Genomic DNA, 25,952 nt, shown 5'->3' with positions numbered 1-25,952 from the left:
TCGCGCGGCGCCGCCGGGTCACTCCCCGGGGTTCTTCGTCTTCTCGGCCTTCCTCGACTCTTTCGCGGATTCCTTCGCGGCCTTCGACGAGGACTTGGCCGCCTGCTTGGACTCCTTCGCGGCCGGGTCGTTCCCGAGGCCGTTGCCGTTGTTGCCGTTCCCGTTCCCGTTGTTGCCGTTCCCGTTGTTGCCGTTCCCGTTCCCGTTGCCGTTGTTGCCGCTGCCCGCCGCCGCCGGCTGCCCGGAGCCGGCGGCCCCCGACGACTCGCCCGCGGGCTGGGCGCCCGTCGGCTCCACGCCGGAGGCCCCGGGCCCGGTCGTGACCTGCGCGTCCGACGGCGCCGTGACACCGCCCGGCGGGACACCGGAGCCGGAGCCGGCCTGCGGACCGGTCCGCACGGGCTGGGTCGTCGTGCCTTCGCCGCCGGACAGCGGCGGCGGGGCGTCACTCGACGTGCTCGCGCCGATCGTCACCGTGGTGACCAGGGCCGCGCCCGCGGCGGCCACCTTCGCGGCGGTGGCCCACGACAGGGCGGACGCACCCGAGCCGGCGGCCGCGCCGGACGAAGCGAGCGACCCGGTGCTGGTCAGCCAGTGCGAGACGACCGGCAGGCCCAGGATGAGCGGCGCCACCGTGGCGGGCAGCTCTTCGTTGAGCTCCCGCAGGCCGGCGGCCAGCTTCCGGCAGTCCGCGCAGCGATCCAGGTGGGCGGTGATCCGGTGCGCCTTGTGGTCGGAGATGCCGTCGCGCACCCACCGGGCCAGCTGGGCGGCGACGTTCTTGCAGTTGCGCCGCCGCGCCTCGGGAACGTGCTGGTCCAGGTAGGCCTGGCGCAGGCCCTCCCGGGCGCGGTAGGCCAGCGCGGCCACCCCGTTCGGCGTCATCCCGAGGTCCTCGGCGATCCGCGCGGGCGACTCGCCGTCGATCTCGGTCCGCCACAGCACCGTGCGCCACCGCTCGGGCAGGCTCGCGAACGCGTCCGCGGCGACCGTGGCGTGCATTCGGCTGCCGACCGGCTCGTCACTGCCCGCACCCGGCAGGACGTCCGGCACCTCGGCCACCAGTGACACGGCCGAGTCGCGCCGGCGCCAGCTGATCATCGTGTTCCGGATCGTCGTCAGCAGGTACGGCCGGAAATCCTCGTCCGGCCCGTCGCCGGAGCGCAGAATCCGCAATACGCGGGTGAATCCTTCGGCGATCAGGTCGTCGCGCTCCGCCCGGTCGGCGGCGATCGCGGCCGCCACCCGGCGGGCGGCGGGGAGGTGCCGGTCGTAGAGCTCGCCGTACGCCGCGATGTCGCCACCGCGGACCGCCGCGATCAAGGCCGCGTCGCTCGGGACGTCCGTCGTCCCGGCCACCGCCGGCGCCACTTCGGTCACCACTCCCCCTCGCCGTGCGCATGCACGTGCAGAACGTCCCGAGATAGTCGCGCAACGAGTGACACCTGCGCAAGGTTGCGGCCGCGAAAGCACTTTCCGAAGTTTTCGCGGCAGGCGAGCGACGGGCGCGTGGACTTGTCACATCCCTGAGCGATCCCGGGTGGGTTCCCACCGGTTCGCGGACACGGCGTTGCCCCGGTCTTTACCGGCGAGTAAAGACAACTGCGGTGACCGTGCCGGTCACCACGTCACCATCCAGTGTCCGATGTGGACGGTACGGGAGCCGGGAGCCGCTCCGCGGACCGTCGACCACCAGAAGGGTTTACCCATGCGCAGAGCCCTGCTCGTGCTGCTGCTGACCGTGCTCCTGCCCTCCGTCCTGCTCACCGGGACCGCCCAAGCCGGGCCGTCCGCCGCCACCCCCACCGTCACGGCGGTGCCCGCGAACGCCGGGCGGGGCTGGCCGGTCAGCGGCGCCCAAGGCGTCCTGGACCTCGCCGCCCGCGGGTACGTCGAGGAGGAGTACCTTCTCTCGGGCCAGGCCGACACGTTCGACCAGGTGGGGCTGTGGACCGAAGACGGCCGCTGGGCCACCCGGGTGGCCACCACCGGCAACCCGTACACCACCCGGATGGTCGTGGTGCGGCCGCGGGACGCCGCGCGGTTCAACGGCACCGTCGTGGTCGAATGGCTCAACGTCAGCTTCGGCGTCGACATCCCCGTGGACTTCTCGCAGTCCTACGAGCACTTCATCCGCGAGGGCTACGCCTACGTCGGCGTGACGACCCAGAAAGCCGGTGCCGACAAGCTCAAGAGCCTCGACCCCGGGCGGTACGGCGCGGTGGACCTCAGCGGTGACGCGCTTTCCTACGACGTCTTCTCGCAGGCCGCGCAGGCGGTGCGGGCGAACCCGCAGATCCTGGGCGGCCGGGCGGCGACGGTGGTGCTGGGCACCGGGCACTCGCAGTCCGCCCTGCGGCTGACCACCTATGCCAACGCGATCCAGCCGGTGCGGGGCGGCTACGACGGCTTGATGATCCACGGCCGGGCCGCCCTCGCGGCACCGATCGGCGACGGCGTCGTCGGCCCGCTGTCGGCCCGGATCCGCACCGACCTCGGCATTCCGGTGTTCATCCTGCAGTCCGAGACCGATGTCATCGCGTCGGCCTCGGTCCGGCAGGACACCGCCCGGGTCCGCACCTGGGAGGTCGCCGGCACCGCGCACGCCGACCAGTACGGCCTGAACCTCTACAACGCGGCCAACGCCCGGGACAAGTCGATCAACGACGGCGCCCCGACAACGTGCGACAAGCCGGTCAACAGCATGACGTTCCGCTACGCGGAGAACGCCGCGTTCCGCTACCTCGACCGCTGGGCGCGCGGCGGCGCGGCCCCGCCGGCCGCGGCACCGATCGCGATGCTGCTCAACCTCATCATCCTGCGCGACGGCGACCAGAACGCCCTCGGCGGCGTCCGGCTGCCCGACCTCGACGTCCCGGTGGCGTCCTACTCCCCCAACAACAGCGGCGGCAACGTGCCGGGCGCGTGCCTGCTGCTGGGCACGACCACGCCGCTGACGCCGGCCCGGATCCGGCAGCTGTACCCGGACCATGCCACCTACGTCGCGAAGTTCACCGCGGCGGCGGACCGGGCCCTGCGGGCGGGCTACCTGCTGCAGCCCGACCGCGACGAGGCCGTGGCCCGGGCGCAGGCGGCGCCGGTGCCGTAACCGTCCACAAAGGAATCCAGCGGGCTCGGCCGGCGGCCGGGCCCGCTGGAACCCGTTCCACCCGTCTCGCCAGCTGACAAACCGGCACCCATCCGCGTATGGTGTCGAAAACAGTAACATGTTCTAGTTTGACTGTGTGCCTTCGACCGGGCGCAGTCGACCGTGCGAAGGGGCCGGGATGGACGAACAGGCGATGCGGTATCCGAACCACCTCGGCCACCTGGTCGTCTCCGCCCTGAAACGCCACCGGGACAAGCCGGTCATGGTGCTGGGCGAAACCACGATGACCGGGGGCCGGACCGCCGAGCAGGTCAGCCAGTACGCCCAGGCCTTCGAGGCGCTCGGGGCCGGCACCGGCGCGCCGGTCGCGCTGCTGTCGCTGAACCGGCCGGAGGTCCTGCTCATCATCGCCGCCGGCCAGCTGCAGGGCTCGCGGCGCACGGCGCTGCACCCGCTGGGGTCGCTCGACGACCACGCCTACATCCTCGCCGACGCCGGTATCACCACGCTCGTCATCGACCCGGTCCCGGCCTTCACCGACCGCGCCCTCGGCCTGCTCGAGAAGGTCCCTGGCCTGACCCAGGTGCTCACCATCGGCCCGGTCCCGGAAAAGCTGGCCCACGTCGGCAAGGACCTGACGGCGGCCGCCGCGGCGTTCGACCCGCAACCGCTCGTGCCCGTCGCGCTCCCGCCGGACCAGGTCGTCTCGATCACCTACACCGGCGGGACGACCGGCAAGCCCAAGGGCGTCATGGGCACCGCGCAGGCGATGACCACGATGACGCAGATCCAGCTGGCCGAGTGGGAGTGGCCCGAGGCACCGAAGTTCCTGATCTGCACCCCGCTGTCGCACGCCGGCGCCGCGTTCTTCGCCCCGACGCTGCTCAAGGGCGGCTCGCTGATCGTGGTGCCGAAGTTCGACCCCGCCGAGGTCCTGCGGATCATCGAAGAGCAGAAGATCACCGCGACCATGCTGGTGCCCACGATGCTCTACGCGCTGATGGACCACCCAGACTCGCGCACCCGCGATCTGTCGTCGCTGCAGACGGTGTACTACGGCGCGGCGTCGATCAACCCGGTGCGCCTGCGCGAGGCGATCGACCGGTTCGGGCCGATCTTCGCCCAGTACTACGGCCAGTCCGAGGCCCCGATGGCGATCAGCTACCTCGCCAAGGGCGACCACGACGACGCGCGCCTGGCGTCCTGCGGCCGCCCGTCGGCCTTCCTGCGCACCGCGCTGCTCGACGCGGACGGTGCCCCGGTGGCGCCGGGCGAGCCGGGCGAGATCTGTGTGGCCGGCCCGCTGCTCGCCGGCGGCTACTGGAACCTGCCGGAGGTGACGGCGGAGACGTTCCGCGACGGCTGGCTGCACACCGGCGACGTCGCCCGCGAAGACGAGGACGGCTTCTGGTTCATCGTCGACCGGGTCAAGGACATGATCGTCACCGGCGGGTTCAACGTGTTCCCCCGCGAGGTGGAGGACGTGGTGGCCGAGCACCCGGCGGTGGCGCAGGTCGGCGTGATCGGCACCCCGGACGACAAGTGGGGCGAGGCGGTGACCGCGGTGGTGGTCCTGCGCGAGGACGCCGACCACGACCTCGAGCGCCTCACGGGTGAGATCCAGGCGGCGGTGCGGGAGCGCAAGGGCCCGGTGCACGTGCCCAAGCAGGTGATCGTGGCAGCGTCGCTGCCGATGACCGGGCTGGGCAAGCCGGACAAGAAGGCGCTGCGGGCCCAGTACGAGCCCCGTCGGGCCACCGTGTAGGCCGTTATACAGCAGCCTATCGTTCTCCTCCGTTCGAGCGACGTGACCTGCGGTGTCACGGACCGGCGCGCAGTCTCGTCCCTGGGATGTGCAGCCGTCCCGGGGCCACCGGGCGGCGCCGGGCGGAAGGAGCGGACATGAAGGTCGTCGTCATCGGCGGGACCGGGCTGATCGGCAGGAAACCTGGTGACCGGGCTGGCCGGGCACGGCCACGAAGCGGTCCCCGCCGCGCCCAGCACCGGAGTGAACACCCTCACCGGTGAAGGGCTGAAGGAGGCACTCCAGGGCGCGGACGTCGTGGTGGACGTCTCGAACTCGCCGTCGTTCGCCGACGACGACGTCATGGCCTTCTTCCGGACCTCGACCGGCCACCTCGTGGACGCGGCGGAGGAAGCCGGCGCCGGGCACTACGTCGCCCTGTCGGTGGTGGGCACGGACCGGCAGCCGGACGTCGGGTACTTCCGGGCCAAGGTCGCGCAGGAGGAGCTGATCACCGCTTCGGGACTGCCGTTCTCGATCGTGCGCGCGACCCAGTTCTTCGAGTTCGCCGCCGGCATCGCGGACGGCTCGGCCACCGACGGCGTCGTCCGGCTGCCCGCCGCCGGCGTCCAGCCGATGGCGGCCGCCGAGGTGTCCGCGGCCGTGGGCCGGGTCGCCACCGGGGACCCGATCGGCGGCATCACCGAGATCGCCGGGCCGGAGGTCTTCGGGCTCGACGAGTGGGTGCGCACGGTGCTGACCGCCCGCTCCGACCCGCGGCAGGTGGTCACCGACCCGGCGGCGCCGTACTTCGGCGCGGTGCCGGGGCCGGAGGACCTGCTGCCGGGACCGGGGGCGCGGCTGGCGGAGACCACGCTCGCCGAGTGGCTCGCCCAGTCCTGACCGCTGCGCGCCTTCGTGGTCCGGGTGTGCGCTGGGTGGCCGGCACCGGGCGGCGGGATCCCGCCGCCGGGCGCCGCCTCCGCGCCGGAGTACCGGCCACCCTCGTCGCAGTGCCGGATCTCGGCCACCGCGTGCGGGATCGGCCCTGCGCGGTGAGCGTGCGCGTCCGCGCGCCACTGAACAGGGCGGTGAGGTCCGCGCCGGTGACCCCTGCGGCGCGCCCAAGCCAACCGAACTCACGCCGGCCCGGCCGGCGCCGGCTGACGGCCGGAGGAGGTACGCTCCCCGGGATAGTCAACAAATTGAGTAGTCGAGGTGAGGCATGAGCAGCTTCCGCAAGGCCGTCGAGGCACGTGATCCCGACGCCATGGCCGCGACGCTGGCGGAGAACGTCGTGTTCCGCAGCCCGGTGGCGTTCCGGCCGTACCCGGGCAAGGCGATCACCGCCGCCATCCTGCGCGGCGTGCTCCGCGTGTTCGAGGACTTCCGGTACGTGCGTGAGCTGACCGGCGGCGACGGCCGGGATCACGCGCTCGTCTTCGAGGCCCGGATCGGGGACGTGCGGGTCGAAGGCTGCGACTTCCTGCACCTCGACGAAGAAGGCCTGATCGACGAGTTCACGGTGATGGTCCGGCCGCTGTCGGCGGCGCAGGCGCTCGCGGAGGCGATGGCGGCGCAGTTCGGGCAGATCCAGCGCGAAGCAGTCAACTAGTTGAGTATGGCACTGCGGCACGCGCTGATGGCGGCGCTGCTCGAAGGCGAGGCGTCGGGCTACGACCTGGCGAAGGGGTTCGACGCCTCGGTGGCGAACTTCTGGGCGGCCACCCCGCAGCAGCTCTACCGGGAACTCGACCGCATGGCGGCCGACGGCCTGGTGCGGGCGCGGGTGGTCCACCAGGAGCGCCGGCCGGACAAGCGGCTGTTCTCGCTGACCGAAGCCGGGCACCGGTCGCTGCACAAGTTCACGGCCCGGCCGCCCCGCCCGGGGGTGATCCGCGACGAGCTGCTGGTGCAGGTGCAGGCCGTGGACGCCGGCGACCAAGCGGCGGTCCGGGGCGCGCTGGTGGACCGGCTGACCCGGGCGGAAGCCAAGATCGCGGGTTACGAACGGCTGCGCGCGCGCCTGCTGGACGGCCGCTTCGAAGACGACTACCTCGCCGGAGCCGAGCGGGTCGGTCCCTACCTGACGCTGATGCGGGGGTTGTCGTTCGAGCGGGAGAACCTGCGGTGGTGCGAGCAGGCGCTGAAGGTGCTCGACCGGCGGGCGGCCGCGCCACCGGCCTGAAGTGTCCGGTGTGGACCGGTTGTACGGCTCTTGTACGACCGCGTCCGACCATGGCTCCCATGTCATTGCACCGTCGATTCACCTACGCCGCGCTTGCCGCGGGGGTGGCCGTGGGCGTGCTCGCCACCCCGTCGGCCGCCGCCGCGGCCGCGCCGGCCACCCTGCCCGCCGGCCAGTACACCCTGACCGCCAACTACAACCAGTTCGACGCGGTGAACAGCGCTCTGGTCTCGACACTGGGCACCGCGGCCGTCCACACCGTGATGGAGAACGCGAACCACGACCGCACCGCGCTGCCGTCTTCGTTCTCCGTCGCCGGGCTCTCGACGGGCTTCCGGTTCGACAGCGGCGACAACTCCGACTGCACGAACTACCCGCAGGGCATCACCACCAGCCGTGACGCCGTCGGGACGGCGAACGGCGGCAACTACGACGGGCACCAGCTCGTCGCGGTCAGCTGGTACTCCAAGGACGGCTGCGACGGCGACCAGTCCCGCAGCCGGATCACCCTGGTCGACTGGGACGCCGACTACCCGAACGCCTACCGCAAGATCCTGCTGGTCGAGCCGACCGGGACCGCGGACGCGCCGGACTTCAAGGACATCCCGATCCACGCCGGCGGCATGTCCTGGTACGGCGACTACCTCTACGTCGCCGACACCGGGAAGGGCATGCGCGTGTTCGACATGCGCAAGATCCTCAAGACGAACAGCGGCGGCACGGCCGACCAGATCGGCCACCAGAGCGGCACCACGTACTACGCCCACAACTACGCCTACGTCCTGCCGCAGGTCGGCACCATCGCCTCGAAGACGACGTCGGGCACGAACCTCGCGTGGTCGTCGATCTCCCTCGACCGCGTCAGCAAGTCGATCGTGATGACCGAGTACACCTGCCCGTCCGGCTGCACGGACTACCCGAACCGGGCGCCGCGGGCGATCCGCTACCCGTTCGCGTCCACCGGCACCTTCGCCGCGACGACGACGGCGAGCCAGGCATTGCAGCTGCCCTGGTACAAGCTCAACGGCGTGGCCTCGCACAACGGCCGCTGGTGGTTCAACTCCTCCGGTTCGAAGCAGCTGTACTACTGGAAGCCGGCGGCCGCCGCGCAGACGTTCTCCTGGGTGGGCAGCGGCGAGAGCCTCTCCTACTGGGAAGACGACACCAGCGCCGACCTGCTGTGGTCGCTGCAGGAAGGCGCGGGCAACCGCAACGTCTTCGCGGTCACCCAGGCCACCTACGGCGGTGGCTGAGCCGGCCCGAGCACGCACGGCCCGTCCGGGACAGTTCCCGGGCGGGCCGTTTCCGTGCGCCCTGCCTGACCCCGCGAGGGTGTGGTTGCGCCACCCCGCCGCTGCCCATACTGGCTGCATGGAAGCCAGACGACGCCTCGGCGAGTTCCTCAAGACCCGCCGCTCCCACCTGCGGCCCGAGGACGTCGGCCTGGCCACCTACGGCGACCGGCGGCGGGTGCCCGGCCTGCGCCGCGAAGAGCTCGCCCAGCTCGCCGGGGTGAGCGCGCCCTACTACTCGCGGCTCGAACAGGGCCAGTCGGCCAACGCTTCGCCGGAGGTCCTCGACGCGCTGGCCCGGGCCCTCCGGCTCGACGACGCCGAACGACGGCACCTCCACGAGCTGGCCACCGGCGCCCGGCGGCCGCCCACGCCGCGTCCGGCGCCGGAGCGCGTCACCCCGGCCGTCCGGCAGCTGCTGGCCACCCTGGGCGAGGTGCCGGTGGTCGTGCTCGGCCGGTTCAGCGACGTCCTGGCGTGGAACGCCGCCGGCCACGCCCTGTTCGCCGGGCACCTGGCGCCGGACGCGCCCGAGCGGCCCGGACAGCGCCCGAACATGGCGCGGCTGGTGTTCCTCGACCCGCACACCCGCGAGCTGTACGCCGACTGGCCCGCCAAGGCCCGTGCGGTGGTGGCGACGCTGCGGATGGCGTCCGGGCGGCACCTGGACGACCCCGGCCTGGCCGCCCTCGTCGGCGAGCTTTCCGTGCGCAGCACGGAGTTCGCCGCGTGGTGGGCGGACCAGCGCGTCAAGGCCGGCGGCCACGCGGTCCACGAGATGCACCACCCCCTGGTGGGCCCGATGACGGTCACGCACCAGGTGCTGCTCACCGAGCAGGAGCAGCACGTCGTCGTCGCCACCACCGAGCCCGGCTCCGCCTCGCACGCGGCGATGACCCTGCTGACGCACACCACGGCCACCGCGCGCGGCACCTTGCCGGCGCGCGGCTGAAAAACCCGGTCCCGTCCGAAGGCACCCGCGAGGGAGGCCGGCTTCGACGTGCCGGAAAACCCCACCGAGAAGGAAAAATGACCGAAATCAAACTTGGGGACGTCACCGTCACCCGTGTCGAAGAGCAGCACGGCCCGATCATGCCGGCCCGGGACTTCTTCCCGGACCTGCCGGAATCGGTGTGGCAGGAGCACCGCCACGAGCTGGAACCCGCCTTCCTCACCGCGGACGACCTGGTCGTGTCGTCGATGCAGACCTGGCTGCTGCGCAGCGAAGGCCGCACGATCCTGATCGACACCGCCGTGGGCAACGACAAGCACCGCCCGGCCGTCCCCGCCTGGGACCACCTCCGGCTGGACTACCTGGACCGGCTCCGCGAAGCCGGCGTCCGCCCGGAGGACGTCGACCTGGTCGTGCACACCCACCTGCACCTCGACCACATCGGGTGGAACACGCGCCTCGACGGCGGCACGTGGGTGCCGACGTTCCCGAACGCGACGCACCTGATGCCCCGCGCGGACTTCGAGCACTGGGACCCGGCGCGCAACCCGGCCGTCGCCGGGGGTGTGAACGAACACGCCTTCGAAGACAGCATCCAGCCGGTGTTCGAGGCGGGGCAGGTCCGGTTGTGGGAGGACACCCACACGATCGACGCGAACCTCCGGCTCGAAACCGCGCCCGGCCACACCCCCGGCTCCAGCGTGGTGAAACTGGCCTCCGGCGGCGATCGCGCGCTGTTCGCCGGCGACGTCCTGCACTCACCCGTGCAGCTCGCGGAGCCTGGGCACAACAGCTGTTTCTGCGAGGACCCGGTCCAGGCCCGCGCCACCCGGCAGCGCCTGCTGGGCTGGGCCGCCGACGAGCACGTCCTGCTCGTGCCCGCGCACTTCGGCGGGCACAGCGCGCTGGAGGTCGAACGCCGCGGCGGCGCGTTCGCCGTCACCGGGTGGGGTCCGTTCCCCCGGGACTGACCGGGTGAGATCCCGATCACGTCGGCGTGGCCCGGTGCGCTCCCGGGGCCGGTGCCTGCCATCCTGTGCCGTCAAGAGGCAGCGGACGAGAGGACAACCCCCGTGGGCATCATCGCCTGGATCGTGCTGGGTCTCATCGCCGGGGTGATCGCGAAAGCCCTCATGCCGGGCAAGGACCCGGGCGGCTGCATCATCACGATCCTGCTGGGCATCGCGGGTGCGTTCGTCGGCGGCTGGGTGGGCAAGACGCTGTTCCACACCGAGCTCGGCACGTTCTTCGACCTGCGCACCTGGGGCCTGGCCGTCCTGGGCGCCCTGATCATCCTGGCCGGCTACCGGCTCATCTTCCACCGCCGCGACTGACGCACCGGTGGGGGCACCGGGTGGTGCCCCCACCGGCGGCGGTTCAGTTCAGCGTGACGCCGTAGGCGCTCAGTGCCTCGCCGACCGGCTGGAAGTACGAGCTCCCGCCGCCCTTGCCGGAGGTGATGCCCAGGCCGACGCTGCCGGCGAACAGGCAGCCGCCGGAGTCGCCGGGGTTGACCAGCGCGTCGGTCTGGATCAGCTGGTACACCGAGCCTTCGGCGTAGTTCACCGTCACGTTGGTCCGCTGCACCGAGCCCGAGGTCAGGTGGGTGGTGCTGCCGCTCTTGCTGATCCGCTGCCCGACGGTCGCGGTGCCGGCGGAGCTGATCCGCTGGGTGGTGCCGTTCCACAGGGTGACCGCGCCGGGCGCGCTGCCGGTGGTGTTGCGGATGAGCCCGTAGTCGTTGGTCGGGAAGCTCGAGCCCTGCGACGGGCCGATGTTCCACTGCGCCACCGCGCGCGTGCAGTGGCCGGCGTCGATGAGGTAGTTCTGGCCGCCGCGGTTGGTGTTGAAGCCCGCCGAGCAGCGGGTGCCGCCGCCGGTGATGGCTTCGCCGTTGTAGATCGCGGTGTGCATCTCGCCGGCGACCCGCTCCACGCGGACCCGGTCGCCGAGCGACGCGGCCGCCTTCAGCAGGGCTTCGGTGTCCTTGGCGGCGTCGGCCACGGTCAGCACGACCTGGTTGGCCTTCGGATCGAGCCCGATCGAGGTGTGCGTCACCGCGGGCAGCGCTTGCAGGGCGTCCTGCGCGCTCGCCAGCGCGGCGCTGGAGTGCCGGACCAGCCGGGCCTGCGCGCCGGCCTGCTCGGCCCGCTCGGCGGCGGCCTGGTCCAGCACGTTGACGACGGGCTTGGCGGCGGCGTCGAGGTAGCCGTCGGCGGCGCGCGACCCGAGGGAAGCGGTGACGCGCTGCAGGGTGCCGACGCTGGTCGCCTGCGTGCGCAGCAGCGCGACGGCGGCGGACTCGCCGATCCCGGCTTCCGCGGCGAGGGAGGCGACCGCTTCGCGCTGCACGGTGGCCGAGTAGCCGTCGATCGTCGCGGCGGAGACGGAGACGGGGCTGAAGAAGCCGATGGCCGCGGTGGCGGCCAGGAGGGTGGTGGCGGAGCGGGCGAGGAGGTGGTGTCCCGGGGACGTTCTGCGCATGCCGGTAACTCACTTTCGCGGTCGCGGGGCGAAGCCGGCGCGAGGGGTGGCCGCGCCGGGGCGAGCCGGACGGGCCGGCCCGGCACCGGTGATCCGGTGGGGTCGAGGGTGATCCCGCGCCGGGCGGCCGCGGTACCGACTTTCGTCGGACAGGACAAAAGATAGGTACCGGGCAATTCGCCCAAGGGTGTTCCGCGCAGAGCAACCCCGCCACCCGCTCGCGGCGGCGTGGAAAACCGGGGGAATTACCTCGAACGTACGAGAACCGCGGGGCCGCGGTCCGTCAGAATCGGGTGGCCACGGCCACGACCAGGAAGGCCTCACCGTGCTCGCCGAACTCCCGCCCTACCGCGCCCTGCTGGTCGTCGACACCAAGGGATTCGGCAGCAACTCCGCCGCCACCCAGGCGATGGTGTCCGCCGCGATCCCCGATGTGCTGTCCCAGGCGTTCACCCGCGCCGGACTGCGCGAAGTCTGGGAAACCGCGCTCTTCCCGCACGGCACCGGCGACGGCTACGGACTCGGCTTCGACCCCCGGTTCCTGCCCGCCGTGGTGACCCGGTTCTTCGACGAACTCCAGGCGGTGCTCGCCGAGCGCGACACGCGCCTGCGGGCCGTCGCCCGGTCGGTCCGCCTGCGGATGCGCGCCAGCCTGAATGTCGGCCCGATCCTCGAACCGGAACCGGGCACCACCTCGGCGGCCGCCATCGGCAGCGCCGTGATCACCACCCACCGGCTGCTCGACGCCGCCCCGGTGCGCGCGGTGCTGGAGCGCTCGGACCCCGACCAGACCTTCCTCGCGGTGGCGCTCTCCCAGCGGATCTTCGAAGACGTCCTGGCCGGCGAATACGCCCAGCTGCCCGCGACCAAGGTCGTCCCGGCCGACGTCCGGATCAAGGAGTACCGCGGCACGGTCTACCTCTACATCCCGAACCCGAGCGGAGACCTGCTGCGCCACGGCGCCGGCGGCGACTACGCCGAGGACCTGGCCGAGGCGAAGGCCGCCATCGAGGCACCGGCGCCGGGCAGCACCACGAACATCATCAGCGGCACTACGCACGGAACCGCGATCCAGGTCGGCCAGGTGCACGGCAACCTCCACCACGGCTAGTTCTGCAGCGGCACCAGTTCCGCCTGGAACTTCTCCAGGAAGCCGTCGAAATCGGCGTGGCCGGGCCGCAGCACGAACTTCGACAGCCCGGCTTCGATGTGCTGCTCCACCAGCCGCCGGGCCTCCGGCCAGCTCGTCGCCACCAGGTCCGTCACCGGCACGCCGGGGCTGCGGCGTTCCGCCACCGCGGCGAGTTCGCCGGGGATCCCCCGGTCCGCCACGACCAGGCTGAGGCCGAAGTGGTCCTCCTCGATTTCGCGCCCCGCCTCCGCCGCGGCCCGCTGGATGGCGATGCGGGCGTCGCGTGCCTGCGCCGGCGTGTGGAAACTGCCCAGCCAGCCGTCCGCGAGGCGGCCCGTCCGGCGCAGGGCCGCCGGGGCCGCTCCGCCCAGCCAGACATCGAGGCGCTTCGCCGGACGCGGGCCGAGGCGGACGCCGTCGACCTGGAAGAACTCGCCGTCGAACGAGACTTCGTCCTCCTCCAGCAGCCGGCGCAGCAGCACGAGCGACTCGTCGAACACCGCGGCGCGGCGGTTCGGCGGCACCGGGAACAGGCCGGTTTCCGCGGCGCGGGCCGGCCGGAGGCCGAACACCGGCAGGACCCGCTTCGGCGCCAGCCCGGCCAGCGTCAGCAGCTGCTTGGCGACCAGCACCGGGTGCCGGCCCGGCAGGATCGCGACGCCGGTGCCGACCTTGAGCTTCGAGGTCCGCGCCAGCGCGTGCGCCATGCCGATCATCGGGTCGACCTCGGGCGAGTAGACCAGCTCGGACAGCCACAGCGAGTCGACGCCGGCGTCCTCCAGCCGCGCCGCCAGCCCGGCGAACTCCGCCGGCCCGGTGCCGGCCGCGGGGGCGACGCCCAACCTGATCTTCAGCAACGGTTCCTCCCGGAAGGCTCTCCGGGAGCAACGCGCCGCACGGCCGGGAATTCCTCAGGCGGTCGCGTCGATCACCCGGGTCAGCACGCCGTGCAGGGCTTCCAGCTCGGAGACGTCCATGCCGAGGGTCTCGACCACCTTGTACGGGATCTTCTCCGCCTCGGCCCGCAGCGCCCGGCCCGGCCCGGTCAGCTCGACCGTCAGCCGGCGTTCGTCCGAGCGGCTGCGGGTGCGGGTCACGTACCCGAGTGCCTCCAGCCGCTTGAGCAGCGGCGACAGCGTCGCGGGTTCGTGCCGCAGGGCCGCGCCGAGGTCCTTCACCGAGCGCGGCGACCGCTCCCACAGGGCGAGCATCACCAGGTACTGCGGGTGGGTCAGGCCGTACGGCTCGAGCAGCGGCCGGTAGATCGCGATCACGCTGCGGGAAGCCACCGACAGCGCGAAGCACACCTGCCGGTCCAGCTTCAGGGGGTCCTCACCCAGGTCGATCATGTCCCGATCCTCCTGTGTCGTCGATCGCGCTAATGATTAGTGCACTAAGTATTAGTGTACACTCGAAGTCATGGAACGACCGAGTGTGGTCCGCTGGCTGGGTTACGCCGTCGGTGTGCGGCTCCCCGAGCGCTACAACGACTGGGCGTTGCACGATGCGACGTCGAAACACTGGCGGGCCCGGTTCGTGCTGCAGCGGTCGATCGGCATCGTGCCGCTGTGCGCGGTGTGGCTGCTGCTGCCCGGCTCGATCTGGCTGCGGCTCTCGCTGGTCCTGATGGCCGCCCTGGTCGCGTACTTCTACTCGTGCGCGTACATGGAAGAGAGCATCGAGCACCGGCTCGGCCGGCAGGGTTTCCCGCACCACACCGGCCGCCGCCTCCGCGCCGAGGCCGCCGAAGCGAAGAACGCCGAGGTGACCGCCCGCTACCTCGCGCGCTACCGGACGCCGTCGGAGGGTTAGGCACGGTTACAGTCGGGGCACGATGAGACGCAAGCTCCGCCCGCCGATCCCGCCGCGCCACGGGCTGGACCCCGCCCGGCTGAAACTGCCCGACGGCGAGTGGCCGACCCTGCTGGCGCACCTGGTCGACCGGTTGCCGCGCGTCGCACCGGACCGCATCGCGGAGATGCTGCGCGAGGAGCGCATCCACGGCACCGACGGCCCGCTCGGCATCGACACCCCCTACGCGCCCGGCTCGTTCATCTGGTTCCACCGCGACCTGCCGGACGAGGTGCCGGTGCCCTTCGCCATCGACGTCGTGCACCGTGACGAGCACCTGCTCGTCGCCGACAAGCCGCACTTCCTGGCGACCATCCCGCGCGGGCAGCACATCCTGGAGACGGCGCTGGTGCGGCTGCGCCGGGAGCTCGACCTGCCGCAGCTGTCCCCCGCGCACCGCCTGGACCGCGTCACCGCGGGGCTGGTGATGTTCGTGATCACCCCGGAGTCGCGCGGCAAGTACCAGACGCTGTTCCGCGACCGCCGGGTGCACAAGGAGTACGAGGCGATCGCGCCGTACGACCCGGCGCTGACCCTGCCGAGGACCGTCCGGAGCCGGATCGTCAAGGAACGCGGGGTGCTCGCCGCCCAGGAGGTCCCGGGCGAACCGAACGCCGAGACGTACGTGGACCTGCTCGAGCACCGGGCCGGACTCGGCCGGTACCGCCTGGTCCCGGCCACCGGCCGCACCCACCAGCTGCGCGTGCACCTGAGCGGCCTGGGCATCCCGATCCTCGGCGACGACTTCTACCCGCGGCTGCGCGAGAAACCCTTGGGCGACTTCACGAAACCCCTGCAGCTGCTGGCCAAGGTCCTCGACTTCGACGACCCGCTGACCGGCGCGCACCGCCGCTTCACCAGCACGCGACGGCTGTCCGCGTGGGACGACCCCGAGGCCTGGGCGGCGCCCCCGGCGTGAACTTCGCCGGCGGCCGGCCTGGGTGGTTGGATGTCGGCGTGGAATCCGAGAGATCATCCGAGCGGCTGGTGTTCTTCACCGACGCCGTCGTCGCGATCGCCCTGACACTGCTGGTCCTGCCGCTCACGGAGCTGGTGCCGGAGCTGGTCGCGGAGCACGCGCCCGCGAGCGAGGCGGTGACCCGGAACTGGGCGAAGATCTTCAGCTTCGTGCTCAGCTTCGCCGTCATCGGCCGGTCCTGGTTCACCCACCACCGCACGTTCGAGCACGTGCGCGCCTACAGCGGCCCGCTCGTGGCCGTCAACCTCTGCTGGCTGCTGACCATCGCGCTGCTGCCGTTCCCCACCCAGCTCATCGGCGCCTACCCGCCGGACCGCTTCACCACGGTGTTCTACTTGGGCACCCTCCTGGCGGGCAGCCTCTGCCACACGGCACTGGTCCTGATCGTCCGGCGCGACCCGCGGGTCCGCGCGGGCGCCGAGCCGGTGTCCGGCGAGGCGGTGGGCAACTTCGTGCTGAGCACGGTGGTCTTCGCGCTCGCGGTGGTCGTGGCGTTCATCCGGCCCGGCCTCGGTTATTACGCGCTGCTGTTGCTGTTCTTCCCGTCGATGATCAGCCGCTGGGTGCAGCGACGGCGGCCGCAGCCGGCCTAGGGCCCGAGGTCCGGCGGCGCGCTCGACTTACCCGCGCCGCCGGCCTGGTGGCGTCCTACTTGTGCCAGAACTTCACGCCGCTCCACTCGACCGTGATCGGCCCCTTGCCGCTCGCCGTGCGGTAGCTGCCGAACTTGTCGTAGTAGCTGCCGCCCGGGCTGGACACCGAGTCCTTCTGCGAGCCGTTGATGTACACCTTGTGCGTGCTGCCGACCTGGTTGATCGTGTTCACCCGGACGCTGGTGCCCACGGTCGCGCCGGTGGCGATCGTCTCGCCGCCGTGCACGGCGTAGAGGCGGCCGCCCTTCTCCACCGCCAGCAGGAAGAACGGCCCGGCGCTGGAGCCGTCCCGGAACGTCTGCTTCAGGCTGATCCGGCTGCCGCCCATGCTGGTGATCTTGAAGGAGCCCTCGAACTGGTGGGTGCCGCCGGAGTAGGTGGTGTAGCGGCGTTCCGCGCGCTGGTCACCGCTGCCGGTCGAGCAGGTGAGCTTGAAGGTCAGCCCGGAGATGTCGCCGCATCCCCGCTCCTGCTCCGAGAAGCTCGGCGAATCGGCGATCCATGGACCCGTCCCGACCTGGGCGTCCGCCGCCGGGGTGAACACCGCGAGCCCGGTCACGACCGCCGCGAGCACACCCGCACCGTGAAGTCTGCGCACCGTCAACCTCCTGTGTCACTCGAGGCGGCGGTCACCGGCAACAGGTTCAGACCTTTGGTCGGCGTGGACACGACTGTACGAGCCCGGACCACGGCGGGCAAGACCCCACTCTTCCGCGCCGGGACGTGTCGGAAGTTTTCGGCCGGGGCGGTGTCGAATCCGGCTTCCCCCGTTCGACAGACTTGCAGAAGCCCGACCGACCACCGAGGAGCACCACCATGCGCACCCTGATCTCCAGCTCGTTCGTTTCGCTCGACGGCGTCGTCGAGGCCCCCGGCGGCGAGCCGGGCTACCGCAACTCGGGCTGGACGTTCAAGGACATCGAGTTCGACCCGGCCGCCTACGCGATCAAGGGCAGCGAGCAGGAGGAAGCCACGGCGCTGCTGCTGGGCCGGGTCAGCTACGAGGCGTTCGCGCCGGTCTGGCCGGGCATGACCGAAGAGTTCGCCGGGTACAACGCGATGCCGAAGTACGTCGTGTCGGCCACGCTCGCCGAGGCGGACCTGGTGGACAACTGGGGCGAGACGACGATCCTGCGTTCGCTGGACGAGGTCGCGGCCCTGAAGGAGGCCGAGGGCGGCCCGATCATCGTCGCCGGCAGCGCCACCCTCAACCGCGCCCTGGCCGACGCGGGCCTGATCGACCGCTACCACCTGCTGGTCTTCCCCGTCCTGCTCGGCGCGGGCAAGCGCCTGTTCAGCGAGACCGACAAGGACAAGCAGAACCTGAAGCTCGTCGCGAGCGAGGCCTACGGCAACGGCGTCCAGAAGCTGGTCTACGACGTCACGCACTGACGGGCCGCCGGGGGTCCGGCCGGTTTTCGCGGTGTTCGGATAGAACACCTGTTCGAACATCGTGTACGGTCGGACCCATGACGACCCCGGCCCTGCAGGCATCGCTGTTCGGCGAATCCGGCCCCGTCACGCTGCACGACCTCGCGCCCCGCCGCACCGAACTGGGCGCCGGCGCGTGGGTCGACGTGCAGCCGGGCTGGCTCGCCGGCGCCGACGAGGTGTTCGCCGACCTCGTCACCGGCGTCCCGTGGCAGGCGGAGCGGCGCCGGATGTACGACCGCTTCGTCGACGTCCCGCGGCTGCTGTGCTTCTACCGCGAAGCGGCGCCGCTCCCCCACCCCGTGCTGGCGCGGGCCCGCACCGCGCTGAGCGAGCACTACGCCGGCGAACTCGGCGAGCCGTTCCGCACCGCGGGCCTGTGCTACTACCGCGACGGCCGCGACAGCGTCGCGTGGCACGGCGACACGATCGGCCGCGGCAGCACCGAGGACACGATGGTCGCGATCCTCTCGGTCGGCGCGGCACGCCAGCTGGCCCTGCGCCCCCGCGGCGGCGGCGAGTCCCACCGCTACGCACTCGGCCACGGCGACCTGATCGTGATGGGCGGCTCGTGCCAGCGCACGTGGGAACACGCCGTGCCGAAGACGAACCGGGCGGCCGGGCCGCGGATCAGCATCCAGTTCCGGCCGCGCGGAGTGCGGTGAAAATCCACAAAGGATGGACGCCGCTCCTCCGGACGATGGCGGGGTGTGCACGCTCGCGCAACCCCCGCTGTTCACCCGGCTGCGGCCGGCCCGCCGGGTCCTGATCGCCGGCGCGGGCGGCGGGTTCGACGTCTACGCCGGCCTCCCGCTCGCCTTCGCCCTGCGCGCCCAGGGCAAGGAGGTCCACTTCGCCAACCTGGCGTTCAGCGACCTGAACCGGCCGGAACTGGACGACTGGGTCGCGCCGGACGTCGCGCGGGTGCGGCCCGCCAGCGCGGGCGACGACGGCTACTTCCCCGAACGCACCCTCGCCCGGTGGCGCGCACGTGCTGGAGAACCTCGCCGCCCTCGACCGGGAGGGCGGGTACCTGGGTGCGCCGTCGATCCCGTCGGCGTCCCCGGAAGCGGCGGCCTACCTGGACGCCGTCGCGGACGCGAACCGGGCGACCCCGGACCGGCCGAGCATCGTCCAAGGGCAGATCGCCGCCGCGCTGCGGGGCGAGTTCGGGAACGTCCACGGGACGACCCGCACCGCGGGCAGCGAGCTGTTCGTGAACCCGTTGATGGGGGTCTACTTCGCCGCGGACCTGGCGACTCTCGCCGCCGGGGTCGGCTACCTCGGCGAGCGCCGGCCGCGGCGGGCCATCCCGCACTGAAAGCCGGTCAGTCCACCAGGACCGGCAGCTCGTCCAGACCGTACACAATGGACACCTGACGGAAGGACAGGTCCTCCTCCGGCACCGCCAGCCGCAGGTTCGGGAAGCGGCGGATCAGCGCCGGGTAGGCCGTGCGCAGCTCCATCCGGGCCAGCTCCGCGCCGATGCAGCGGTGGATGCCGTAGCTGAACGCCAGGTGCGATGTCGGATCGCGGGTCGCGTCGAACGTTTCCATGTCCGCGCCCAGCTTGGGGTCGCGGTCCGCCGTGGACAGGGACACCAGCACGATGTCGCCCTCGGCGATGTGGACGCCGGCGATCTCCATGTCCTCCTTGGCGAACCGGGGGAACGCCATCTGCACCACCGTCAGGTAGCGCAGCAGCTCCTCGACGAACCGGTGCACGGACTCGTCGTCGCCGCGGACGGCTTCCCGCGCCTTGTCGTCGCGCAGCAGCACCAGCGCGCCGAGCGCCAGCATGCTCGCCGTGGTCTCCAGGCCGCCGGTGAGCACACCGTCGGCCAGGCCGGCCAGCTCGCGGTCGTCGATCTCGTCGCCGTGTTCCTTGATCAGCATGCCGAGCAGGCCGTCGCCCGGCTGTTCGCGCTGCTTCTTGACGATGTCGAGCAGGTACGTCAGCGACTCCGACATCGCGCCGAGCGAGGCACCCGCGCCGCCGAAGAGGTCGAAGCGGGCGGTGCTCAGCCGCTGGAAGTCCTCGCGGTCCTCATAGGACACCCCGAGCAGTTCGCAGATGGTCAGCGACGGGATCGGCAGCGCGAACGCCTGCCACAGGTCGACCGGGCCGTCGGTGGCGGCCATCGCGTCGAGCTGCCCGGCGACGATCTCGTCGATCCTCGGCGCCAGCCTGTTCAGCCGGCGCATGGTGAACTCCGGCGTCAGCAGCTTCCGCAGCCTGGTGTGCACCGGCGGGTCCGCGAAGCCGAGCCCGCCCGGATTCTGGTCGGCGGTCACGCCCGCGTTGCCGACGAGGTTGCCGAAGTCGCTGGAAAAGCCGGTCGCCTTGCCGAGCACGGCCTTCGCCTCGTCGTAGCCGGTGACGAGCCAGGCGTTCATCCCGAACGGCAGGTCGAGCTTGCCGATCGGCGCCTCGCTCCGCTGCGCGGCCATCGCGGGGACCGGGTCGAGGCCGTCGCGCCGCAGCGGCAGCAGGGCCGAGTCGGGCAGGATGGCCGACATCTTTTCGAGGTCGAAGCCCTTTTTCGACTGCCGGGCGAGATACCGTCGGCCGACCCAGCCCAGGACCCGTGAGCGGAGACTCCCCATGCGACCGACAGTACCGTACTAGCCCGATCGGGTGACGGAGAGCGAGACGCGGTTCACGCCGGCTTGCGGGCCAGCAGGTAGGCCTGCGGCGCCTTCTCGTACGGCGGCTGCGGCTCCCGGACCAGCCGCGCTTCCACGACCAGCCCGGCGGCGGCGCACAGCTCGGCGACGAAGTCCGGCGGCAACCGGTAGGCGTTCAGGGAAATGTCGTGGCCGTAGCCGTGGGCGATGTGGCGGCGCTCGTCGCCGACGTGGAACCCGGTCAGCAGCCGTCCGCCCGGCGCCAGCACCCGCGCCAGCTCCGCCACCACGGCCGGCAGTTCCTCCGGCGGGGTGTGGATCAGCGAATACCACGCCACCGCCCCGGCCAGGTCGCCGTCGCCGAGGTCGAGGGCGGCCATCGAGCCGACCTCGAAGCGCAGCCCGGGGTGCGCCCGGCGGGCCGCGTCGACCATGCCGGGCGAGAGGTCCACGCCGAACACGTCCAGCCCGAGCGAGGCCAGGTATCCGGTCAGCCGGCCCGGGCCGCAGCCGAGATCCCCGACGGGCCCGCTGCTCCCGACCAGCTCGGCGAACGTGCCCAGCATCGCCCGGTCCCACGGGCTGGCGTCCAGCAGGTCCCGCAGCTCCTCGGCGTACGAGTCGGCGACGGTGTCGTAGGCGGTCCGGGTCTCGGTCACGAAGGCGGGTTCGGTCACGAGCCGCACCCTATCGGTGCCCGGGCAGCTCCCGGTTCTCGGTGATCAGCCCGTGCTCGCTCGCGACGTAGTGGAAGTACGGCCGCCCGGTGTCGTCGGTTCCGGTGAACAGCGTCTTCGACCGGCCGTCGGCTTCGGTGTTGACGCCGTTCGTGCGGGCCAGCACGCCGGACGAGGCCAGCCACTCGCGCGACGCGCGCACCGGCCGCCAGGTGCGGCCGTCGCCGGTCAGGTCGGCGAGGATCTTCGTCATGTCCACCGAGCCGGAGATGCGCAGGTTCTGGTCGTCGGTGATGTTCGCCGTCGCGTCGGTCGTCAGCGGGTAGGACCAGGTGTGCCGGTCCGCCGACCGCACCCGGCCGTCCACTGTGGACACCGACGTCTGCTGCCCGGCGTCCGCCTGCACGACGTGCTGGGTGAAGCCGCCGCCGGTGACGTCGTCGCTGTTGCGGTAGTCGCGGGTGCGCTCGACCCGCGTGTACACCCGGCCGGCGGAGGTGTCGACGTAGCCCGCCGTGACGTCGTGGCGCTTCGCGGTGACCGCGACGTTCACGCCGCCGGAGATGTCCTTGACCGTCTCCTGCCGGGCCGGCGCGGCCGCGACGTCGTGCTGCGTGAGGGCGCCGGACGTCCGCGTGGCGTTTTTGTCGGTGTAGAGCAGTAGCGTCGGGACGACGGTGAATTCGCCGCCGATGTCCGGGAACGAGAAGGAGAGGTCGTGGGTGCCGCCGTCGACGAGCCGGCCCGCGAACGGCGTGACGTCGTAGGTCTCGGCGTGCAGGCTGAAGGTGTCGATCGCGACGACCGGCCGCCACAGCTGCGGCACGATCCCGCCGGAGTAGATGTGCGGGAAGGTGAACGCGCTGCCCGCGGCCACGCCGTCGATCGCGAAGTTCGCCTCGCGGTAGGGCCCCTTCCCGCAGAGGCCGGCCGCCGGGTACTTCGCGGCCACGGCGTCGGGGACGTCGTCGAACCACTGTTCGTCGCAGGCGTGCCCTTCGAGCGTGACCTCGAGGTAGGCGCGGGTGATGTTGCGCGGCAGGCCCTGCGCGCTGAAGTGCACGGTGGGCGCGGCGGGCGTCGCGTCGGCGTGCCCGAACCCGGCGACGTGGTCGGGCGTCGCGGGCGCGGGGTGCTTCCGGTCCGCCTGGTAGTAGGTGAGCGTCACGGTCTGCGCGTAGACGCCGGTGTAGACCGGTGAGTTGTAGTTTTCGATGCCGCCGTGGAAGGGCTGCGGGGTGCGCAGCAGCGCGGAGTACGGCGTCAGGTCCTTGTCGAAGTGGTAGGTGATCGCGCGGCGGCCCTCGCCGCTGGGCTCCTCGGTGGTCCCCCACCAGACCTCGGTGCCGCCGATCTTCAGGTCGCCGATCCGGTCGTACTGCCGCCCGCTCACGGTGACGGTCTGGTCCATGACGACCTTCGCCCACGGCCCGGGACAAGCCTTCGGCGGCGCGAGAGTGCCTTCGTAGAACTGCGGGCTGCCGTCGGCGGCGTTCGAGCGGAAGCCGTCGGCGAGCGTGACGCTGCAGTGCGGCGAGTCCGGCCGCGTGACACCCGGCGCGGCGGTGACCGGGTTGTCGGTATCGCCTTCCACGATCGGCGCAGCCGAGGCGACCGCCCCGGTGAACACCCACGCCAGCACCAGCGACAGGACGATCGTGAAGATCCGCACCCGGACTCCTCCCAGTGGGGGCATACCCGCCCGGAAGCCTAGCGGCGCGATCATCCGACCAACGTCGGTAATCGTCGTCTGAAACGTTTCAGATCGTGCTAGGCTCACCTCTTCTCAGCGAGGGGGTCCGGTGGTCGGCATCAAGGACGTCGCGAAGCGGGCGGGCGTCTCCATCGGCACGGTGTCCAATGTGGTCAACCGGCCGCACGTCGTCGCGGCCGCGACGCGCAACCGCGTGCTTTCGGTGATCGAAGAGCTCGGGTACGTCCGGGACGAGTCCGCCCGGCAGCTGCGGGCCGGGCGCAGCCGCGTCATGGGACTGCTCGTACTCGATCTCGGAAACCCCTTCTTCGTCGACGTCGCCCGCGGTGCCGAGCAGGCCGCGCACGCCGAAGGCCTCAACATCATCACCTGCAACAGCGGCCAGCGGTCCGAGCTGGAAGCGTCGTACCTGGCGATGTTCGCCGAGCAGCGGGTCCGCGGGGTGCTGCTGAGCCCCGTTGCCACGTCCGGCGAAGCCCTGCGGACCTTCCGGCGCACCGGCACGCCGTACGTCTTCGTCGACCGCAAGGCCCCGGCCTCGGAGGCGAGCTCGGTGTCGGTCGACGACGTCGCCGGCGGGGCGCTCGGCGGACGGCACCTGCTGGAGACCGGCCACCGGCGGATCGCGTTCGTCAACGGCCCCGCCATCCTCACCCAGTGCCGCGACCGCGAGCAGGGCCTCCGCACCGCGCTGACCGGCTCCGGCGCGGAACTGACGGTGCTGGAGGCGATCGGCCTCGACGTCACCTCCGGCCGCGACGCCGGCGCTCGTCTGCTCGGCGCGAGCCCCCGGCCGACGGCGGTGTTCTGCGCGAACGACCTCCTCGCCCTGGGCGTGCTGCAGGCGATGGTCGGCGCGGGCGTCCGCGTCCCGGAGGAGATGGCGATCGTGGGCTACGACGACATCGAGTTCGCCGGCGCGGCGGCGGTCCCGCTGACGTCGGTCCGCCAGCCGGCCCGCCGCCTCGGCCGCACCGCCGCGGAACTGCTGCTGGCCGAGACGTCCGAGCCGAAGCCGGACCGGCAGGCCGTGGTGTTCACCCCGGAGCTGGTCGTCCGCGAATCGACCCGGGTGCGCCGCTGAGCCCGCGGCTCAGGCCGTGGTGAACAACCGGAAGTTGAGCACGATGTACCCGGTGTGGTCGCTGGAGATCTTCACGTCGTTGCAGCCGACCCAGCCGACCTTGCCCCCGGAGGTCCGCATGCAGAACTCTCTTCCCGCGGACAACACGGCCGGCCCGCCCGGCGCGGGCTTGTCGTTGGCCACCGCTTTGGGACACGCGACCGCCGCGGTGTTCTCGCCGCCGTTGTAGTAGTACATCGCCGACCGGCCGACCAGCAGCCCCGAGTCGGCGAAGGAGAGGTCGATGTCCCCGTTCGGGCCGTTGGTCACGACGGGGCGCGGATCGGCCGCGTCGATGTCGACGCCGGTACCGGAGTCGAGCCGCACCTGGGACGACACGTCGCTCGCCTGCGCCGCGCCGGTCGGCGCGGGCGCGGTCCCGGGTTTCGTGGCCGTGACGGTCACCGTCCGGGGCGGGGCGCCGGCCGCCCCCTGGTCGTTGCCGACCTTGTAGGCCGCGAACAGGCCGCCGATCAACGCGGCGATGACCGTGGCCATGGCGGTGATCAGCGTGCCGCGGCGGTTGATGCGCGCCGCCTGGACCGCCGGGTCGACCTGCTCGCGTTCGCTTCGCCTGCGCACCTGGTTCCTTTCGGCCGGGCCGCCCTCCGGCGCGCCACGGGGGATGAATCTCGGATTCGCGCCACGCCGTTACGTTGGCGCGATCCGGGAGACCCCGCCTTCGCCTGGCGCCAAATCGTTTGGAATTCACGGGACGGTTCGGCAAGCTCGGCTCATGGCGTCGAGGTGGGTGCGGCTGCAGGCCGTCGCGGTGTCCGGTTCGTCCGCCGAAGGCCTGCTGCTGGCCGCGATCCCCCTGCTGGCCGTGTCCGTCACCACCGATCCGCGCGAAGTCTCGCTGATCAACGTCGTCGGGGAAGCTCCCTGGCTGCTGCTCTCCCTGTTCGCCGGGGTGCTCATCGACCGGGTGCGCCGGACCACGGTCCTGGCCTGGGCCTACGCCGTGCTGGCCGGGGCCGCCGTCGTGCTCGCCGCCGTCGCCTCCGCCAAGGTGCTCAGCCTCCCTGTGCTGCTGGTGGTCGCCTTCGTCATCACCTCGGCGCGGGTGCTCGGCGACGGCGCCAGCGGCGCGCTCGTCCCGGAACTGGTCGGGCCCGGGCAGCTCGCCCACGCCAACGCCCGGCTCACCGTGATCGACCAGGGCGTGGTGCGGTTCGTCGTGCCGCCGCTGACCGGGTTCCTGATCGCCGTCGGCGGCGGAGCGCCCGCCTGGCTGGCCGCGGGCTGCGCGCTCCTCGCGCTGGTGCTGGCCCGCCGGATCCCGTCCCAGTCCGTGGTGGCCGCGACGACACACCCGCTGCGGGACCTCTCGGGCGGCCTGCGGCACCTGGTGCGGACGCCGCTGCTGCGGTCGATCACGATCAACGTCGCCCTCGGCTCGTTCGCCGCGAGCGCCGGCAACTCGATGTTCGTGCTCTACGCGACGCAGGTCCTGCACGTCGGCCCGGTCGGCTACGGCCTGCTGCTCGCCTGCCTCGCCGTCGGCTGGGTCGCGTCGTCGTTCTTCGTGCAGAAAGTGGTGGACCGGCTCGGCTACTCGTGGTCGATGCGGCTCTCGCAGAGCTTCGGCGTCGTGGTGACGCTGCTGCTCGCCGTCGTCCCGCCGTGGCCGCCGCTGGTGGGTGTCGTGCTGGTGTCCCTGACGGCGACCGTGCTGATCTGGAACGTCTGCTCGCAGTCCAGCCGCCAGCGCTTCACGCCGGCGCCGCTGCTGGGCCGGGTGCTCACCAGCCACCGGGCGCTCGCCTGGGGCCTGACGCCGCTGGGTGCGCTGGCCGGCGGCCTGGTCGCGGCGCACTGGGGCCTGCGTGCCGTCTGGGTGATGGCCGCGGGCATCCAGGCCGTCAGCGCGGTCCTCGTGTGGTTCCAGCTCTCCCCTTCGGCGTTCCGGCGGACCGAAGAGCTGGCGGCTGCCCAAGCCTGAACCCCGCTGAAGCCGGGTGGTGTGCCGGGTCGGGGCACCGGCACACCACCC

The 25,952-nt window shown here is 72.0% G+C and carries 26 protein-coding genes and 1 pseudogene; 18 read left to right on the top strand and 9 right to left on the bottom strand.

The genetic code is table 11. The features are described 5' to 3' along the window. Positions 1–18: 18 nt before the first annotated feature. Positions 19–1,380 (bottom strand): sigma-70 family RNA polymerase sigma factor, encoded by a 1,362-nt coding sequence (locus tag AB0M30_RS40420; protein WP_364595717.1) that lies wholly within the window; start codon positions 1,378–1,380, stop codon positions 19–21. Between the two features lie 328 nt (positions 1,381–1,708). On the opposite strand from AB0M30_RS40420, the gene AB0M30_RS40415 reads away from it, so the two are divergent. From AB0M30_RS40415 to AB0M30_RS40375, 9 genes and pseudogenes are all read left to right on the top strand, one after another. Continuing rightward, complete coding sequence (locus AB0M30_RS40415; protein ID WP_364595714.1) at positions 1,709–3,109, top strand: alpha/beta hydrolase domain-containing protein; 1,401 nt, start codon at positions 1,709–1,711, stop codon at positions 3,107–3,109. A gap of 178 nt (positions 3,110–3,287) precedes the next feature. After that, positions 3,288–4,874, top strand: a complete 1,587-nt coding sequence (gene fadD8, locus AB0M30_RS40410; protein WP_364595711.1) for a fatty-acid--CoA ligase FadD8 — start codon at positions 3,288–3,290, stop codon at positions 4,872–4,874. Positions 4,875–5,011: 137 nt separating this feature from the next. Next, a pseudogene (locus AB0M30_RS40405) lies at positions 5,012–5,756 on the top strand (SDR family oxidoreductase). A 322-nt stretch (positions 5,757–6,078) separates the two neighbouring features. Continuing rightward, positions 6,079–6,468, top strand: a complete 390-nt coding sequence (locus AB0M30_RS40400) for a nuclear transport factor 2 family protein (protein ID WP_364595708.1) — start codon at positions 6,079–6,081, stop codon at positions 6,466–6,468. Positions 6,469–6,474: 6 nt separating this feature from the next. Next, positions 6,475–7,041 (top strand): helix-turn-helix transcriptional regulator, encoded by a 567-nt coding sequence (locus AB0M30_RS40395; RefSeq protein WP_364595705.1) that lies wholly within the window; start codon positions 6,475–6,477, stop codon positions 7,039–7,041. A gap of 59 nt (positions 7,042–7,100) precedes the next feature. Next, positions 7,101–8,294, top strand: a complete 1,194-nt coding sequence (locus AB0M30_RS40390; protein ID WP_364595702.1) for a hypothetical protein — start codon at positions 7,101–7,103, stop codon at positions 8,292–8,294. A gap of 118 nt (positions 8,295–8,412) precedes the next feature. Then, positions 8,413–9,285: a helix-turn-helix transcriptional regulator gene (locus AB0M30_RS40385; protein ID WP_364595699.1), complete on the top strand. Its 873-nt coding sequence runs from the start codon at positions 8,413–8,415 to the stop codon at positions 9,283–9,285. Between the two features lie 77 nt (positions 9,286–9,362). Further along, positions 9,363–10,256, top strand: a complete 894-nt coding sequence (locus AB0M30_RS40380) for an MBL fold metallo-hydrolase (protein WP_364595696.1) — start codon at positions 9,363–9,365, stop codon at positions 10,254–10,256. Positions 10,257–10,358: 102 nt separating this feature from the next. Next, on the top strand, positions 10,359–10,619 hold the full coding sequence (locus AB0M30_RS40375) for a GlsB/YeaQ/YmgE family stress response membrane protein (RefSeq protein WP_103335934.1): 261 nt from the start codon (positions 10,359–10,361) through the stop codon (positions 10,617–10,619). 43 nt (positions 10,620–10,662) lie between these two features. Here AB0M30_RS40375 and AB0M30_RS40370 read toward each other — a convergent pair whose 3' ends face one another. Continuing rightward, a complete protein-coding gene (locus AB0M30_RS40370; RefSeq protein WP_364595694.1) occupies positions 10,663–11,769 on the bottom strand; it encodes a S1 family peptidase in 1,107 nt (368 codons plus the stop codon). A gap of 325 nt (positions 11,770–12,094) precedes the next feature. Between AB0M30_RS40370 and AB0M30_RS40365 the strand changes: the two genes are divergently transcribed. Continuing rightward, positions 12,095–12,880, top strand: a complete 786-nt coding sequence (locus tag AB0M30_RS40365; protein ID WP_364595692.1) for a hypothetical protein — start codon at positions 12,095–12,097, stop codon at positions 12,878–12,880. On the opposite strand, the gene AB0M30_RS40360 is transcribed toward AB0M30_RS40365, so the two are convergent. Beyond that, positions 12,877–13,758 carry a TIGR03854 family LLM class F420-dependent oxidoreductase gene (locus tag AB0M30_RS40360; protein ID WP_364595690.1) on the bottom strand — a complete coding sequence of 294 codons (882 nt, stop codon included), beginning with the start codon at positions 13,756–13,758 and terminating at the stop codon, positions 12,877–12,879. The genes AB0M30_RS40365 and AB0M30_RS40360 overlap by 4 nt on opposite strands. A 54-nt stretch (positions 13,759–13,812) precedes the next feature. After that, entirely contained in the window at positions 13,813–14,250 is a 438-nt protein-coding gene (locus tag AB0M30_RS40355; protein ID WP_360171390.1) for a MarR family transcriptional regulator, read from the bottom strand. A 70-nt stretch (positions 14,251–14,320) separates the two neighbouring features. On the opposite strand from AB0M30_RS40355, the gene AB0M30_RS40350 reads away from it, so the two are divergent. The 3 genes from AB0M30_RS40350 to AB0M30_RS40340 are packed head-to-tail and all read left to right on the top strand — an operon-like array spanning position 14,321 to position 16,324. Continuing rightward, positions 14,321–14,713: a DUF5313 domain-containing protein gene (locus AB0M30_RS40350; protein ID WP_364595687.1), complete on the top strand. Its 393-nt coding sequence runs from the start codon at positions 14,321–14,323 to the stop codon at positions 14,711–14,713. A gap of 22 nt (positions 14,714–14,735) precedes the next feature. Then, positions 14,736–15,671 carry an RluA family pseudouridine synthase gene (locus tag AB0M30_RS40345; RefSeq protein WP_364595684.1) on the top strand — a complete coding sequence of 312 codons (936 nt, stop codon included), beginning with the start codon at positions 14,736–14,738 and terminating at the stop codon, positions 15,669–15,671. Positions 15,672–15,709: 38 nt separating this feature from the next. Then, positions 15,710–16,324: a TMEM175 family protein gene (locus AB0M30_RS40340; protein WP_364595682.1), complete on the top strand. Its 615-nt coding sequence runs from the start codon at positions 15,710–15,712 to the stop codon at positions 16,322–16,324. Positions 16,325–16,379: 55 nt separating this feature from the next. Here the strand turns inward: AB0M30_RS40340 and AB0M30_RS40335 are convergent, their stop codons facing one another. Next, positions 16,380–16,958 (bottom strand): hypothetical protein, encoded by a 579-nt coding sequence (locus tag AB0M30_RS40335; protein WP_364595778.1) that lies wholly within the window; start codon positions 16,956–16,958, stop codon positions 16,380–16,382. Positions 16,959–17,200: 242 nt separating this feature from the next. Between AB0M30_RS40335 and AB0M30_RS40330 the strand changes: the two genes are divergently transcribed. The 3 genes from AB0M30_RS40330 to AB0M30_RS40320 all read left to right on the top strand — a co-directional run bounded on the left by AB0M30_RS40330 (position 17,201) and on the right by AB0M30_RS40320 (position 19,136). Then, positions 17,201–17,776 carry a dihydrofolate reductase family protein gene (locus tag AB0M30_RS40330; RefSeq protein WP_364595679.1) on the top strand — a complete coding sequence of 192 codons (576 nt, stop codon included), beginning with the start codon at positions 17,201–17,203 and terminating at the stop codon, positions 17,774–17,776. Between the two features lie 77 nt (positions 17,777–17,853). After that, positions 17,854–18,480, top strand: a complete 627-nt coding sequence (locus AB0M30_RS40325; RefSeq protein ID WP_364595676.1) for an alpha-ketoglutarate-dependent dioxygenase AlkB — start codon at positions 17,854–17,856, stop codon at positions 18,478–18,480. 326 nt (positions 18,481–18,806) lie between these two features. Continuing rightward, positions 18,807–19,136 carry a hypothetical protein gene (locus tag AB0M30_RS40320; protein ID WP_364595673.1) on the top strand — a complete coding sequence of 110 codons (330 nt, stop codon included), beginning with the start codon at positions 18,807–18,809 and terminating at the stop codon, positions 19,134–19,136. Positions 19,137–19,143: 7 nt separating this feature from the next. On the opposite strand, the gene AB0M30_RS40315 is transcribed toward AB0M30_RS40320, so the two are convergent. From AB0M30_RS40315 to AB0M30_RS40305, 3 genes are read right to left on the bottom strand one after another with little or no spacing between them, the layout of a single operon-like run. Then, a complete protein-coding gene (locus AB0M30_RS40315) occupies positions 19,144–20,421 on the bottom strand; it encodes a cytochrome P450 (protein ID WP_364595670.1) in 1,278 nt (425 codons plus the stop codon). Between the two features lie 53 nt (positions 20,422–20,474). Next, a complete protein-coding gene (locus AB0M30_RS40310; RefSeq protein ID WP_364595667.1) occupies positions 20,475–21,119 on the bottom strand; it encodes a class I SAM-dependent methyltransferase in 645 nt (214 codons plus the stop codon). A gap of 10 nt (positions 21,120–21,129) precedes the next feature. Next, positions 21,130–22,791 carry a peptide-N4-asparagine amidase gene (locus tag AB0M30_RS40305; protein WP_364595664.1) on the bottom strand — a complete coding sequence of 554 codons (1,662 nt, stop codon included), beginning with the start codon at positions 22,789–22,791 and terminating at the stop codon, positions 21,130–21,132. Positions 22,792–22,921: 130 nt separating this feature from the next. On the opposite strand from AB0M30_RS40305, the gene AB0M30_RS40300 reads away from it, so the two are divergent. Next, positions 22,922–23,917, top strand: a complete 996-nt coding sequence (locus tag AB0M30_RS40300; RefSeq protein ID WP_364595661.1) for a LacI family DNA-binding transcriptional regulator — start codon at positions 22,922–22,924, stop codon at positions 23,915–23,917. 9 nt (positions 23,918–23,926) lie between these two features. Here the strand turns inward: AB0M30_RS40300 and AB0M30_RS40295 are convergent, their stop codons facing one another. Further along, positions 23,927–24,538 carry a hypothetical protein gene (locus AB0M30_RS40295; protein WP_364595658.1) on the bottom strand — a complete coding sequence of 204 codons (612 nt, stop codon included), beginning with the start codon at positions 24,536–24,538 and terminating at the stop codon, positions 23,927–23,929. 154 nt (positions 24,539–24,692) lie between these two features. Here AB0M30_RS40295 and AB0M30_RS40290 point away from each other — a divergent pair, with 154 nt between their 5' ends. Next, a complete protein-coding gene (locus AB0M30_RS40290; protein WP_364595655.1) occupies positions 24,693–25,901 on the top strand; it encodes an MFS transporter in 1,209 nt (402 codons plus the stop codon). The last annotated feature ends 51 nt before the right edge of the window (positions 25,902–25,952 follow it).

The sequence above is a fragment of the Amycolatopsis sp. NPDC051716 genome, assembly GCF_040681595.1.
GTDB lineage: Bacteria > Actinomycetota > Actinomycetes > Mycobacteriales > Pseudonocardiaceae > Amycolatopsis.
The sequence above is the reverse complement of the archived record's forward strand: the minus strand, read 5'-3'. Positions and strand labels throughout refer to the sequence as shown.

What these genes read in the sequence shown, in the direction of transcription:
- AB0M30_RS40415 (WP_364595714.1), top strand. Translation starts at nt 1,709, where the DNA reads ATGCGCAGAGCCCTGCTCGTGCTGCTGCTGACCGTGCTCCTGCCCTCC.
- fadD8 (WP_364595711.1), top strand. Translation starts at nt 3,288, where the DNA reads ATGGACGAACAGGCGATGCGGTATCCGAACCACCTCGGCCACCTGGTC.
- AB0M30_RS40400 (WP_364595708.1), top strand. Translation starts at nt 6,079, where the DNA reads ATGAGCAGCTTCCGCAAGGCCGTCGAGGCACGTGATCCCGACGCCATG.
- AB0M30_RS40395 (WP_364595705.1), top strand. Translation starts at nt 6,475, where the DNA reads ATGGCACTGCGGCACGCGCTGATGGCGGCGCTGCTCGAAGGCGAGGCG.
- AB0M30_RS40390 (WP_364595702.1), top strand. Translation starts at nt 7,101, where the DNA reads ATGTCATTGCACCGTCGATTCACCTACGCCGCGCTTGCCGCGGGGGTG.
- AB0M30_RS40385 (WP_364595699.1), top strand. Translation starts at nt 8,413, where the DNA reads ATGGAAGCCAGACGACGCCTCGGCGAGTTCCTCAAGACCCGCCGCTCC.
- AB0M30_RS40380 (WP_364595696.1), top strand. Translation starts at nt 9,363, where the DNA reads ATGACCGAAATCAAACTTGGGGACGTCACCGTCACCCGTGTCGAAGAG.
- AB0M30_RS40370 (WP_364595694.1), bottom strand. Translation starts at nt 11,769, where the DNA reads ATGCGCAGAACGTCCCCGGGACACCACCTCCTCGCCCGCTCCGCCACC.
- AB0M30_RS40355 (WP_360171390.1), bottom strand. Translation starts at nt 14,250, where the DNA reads ATGATCGACCTGGGTGAGGACCCCCTGAAGCTGGACCGGCAGGTGTGC.
- AB0M30_RS40350 (WP_364595687.1), top strand. Translation starts at nt 14,321, where the DNA reads ATGGAACGACCGAGTGTGGTCCGCTGGCTGGGTTACGCCGTCGGTGTG.
- AB0M30_RS40345 (WP_364595684.1), top strand. Translation starts at nt 14,736, where the DNA reads ATGAGACGCAAGCTCCGCCCGCCGATCCCGCCGCGCCACGGGCTGGAC.
- AB0M30_RS40330 (WP_364595679.1), top strand. Translation starts at nt 17,201, where the DNA reads ATGCGCACCCTGATCTCCAGCTCGTTCGTTTCGCTCGACGGCGTCGTC.
- AB0M30_RS40325 (WP_364595676.1), top strand. Translation starts at nt 17,854, where the DNA reads ATGACGACCCCGGCCCTGCAGGCATCGCTGTTCGGCGAATCCGGCCCC.
- AB0M30_RS40315 (WP_364595670.1), bottom strand. Translation starts at nt 20,421, where the DNA reads ATGGGGAGTCTCCGCTCACGGGTCCTGGGCTGGGTCGGCCGACGGTAT.
- AB0M30_RS40290 (WP_364595655.1), top strand. Translation starts at nt 24,693, where the DNA reads ATGGCGTCGAGGTGGGTGCGGCTGCAGGCCGTCGCGGTGTCCGGTTCG.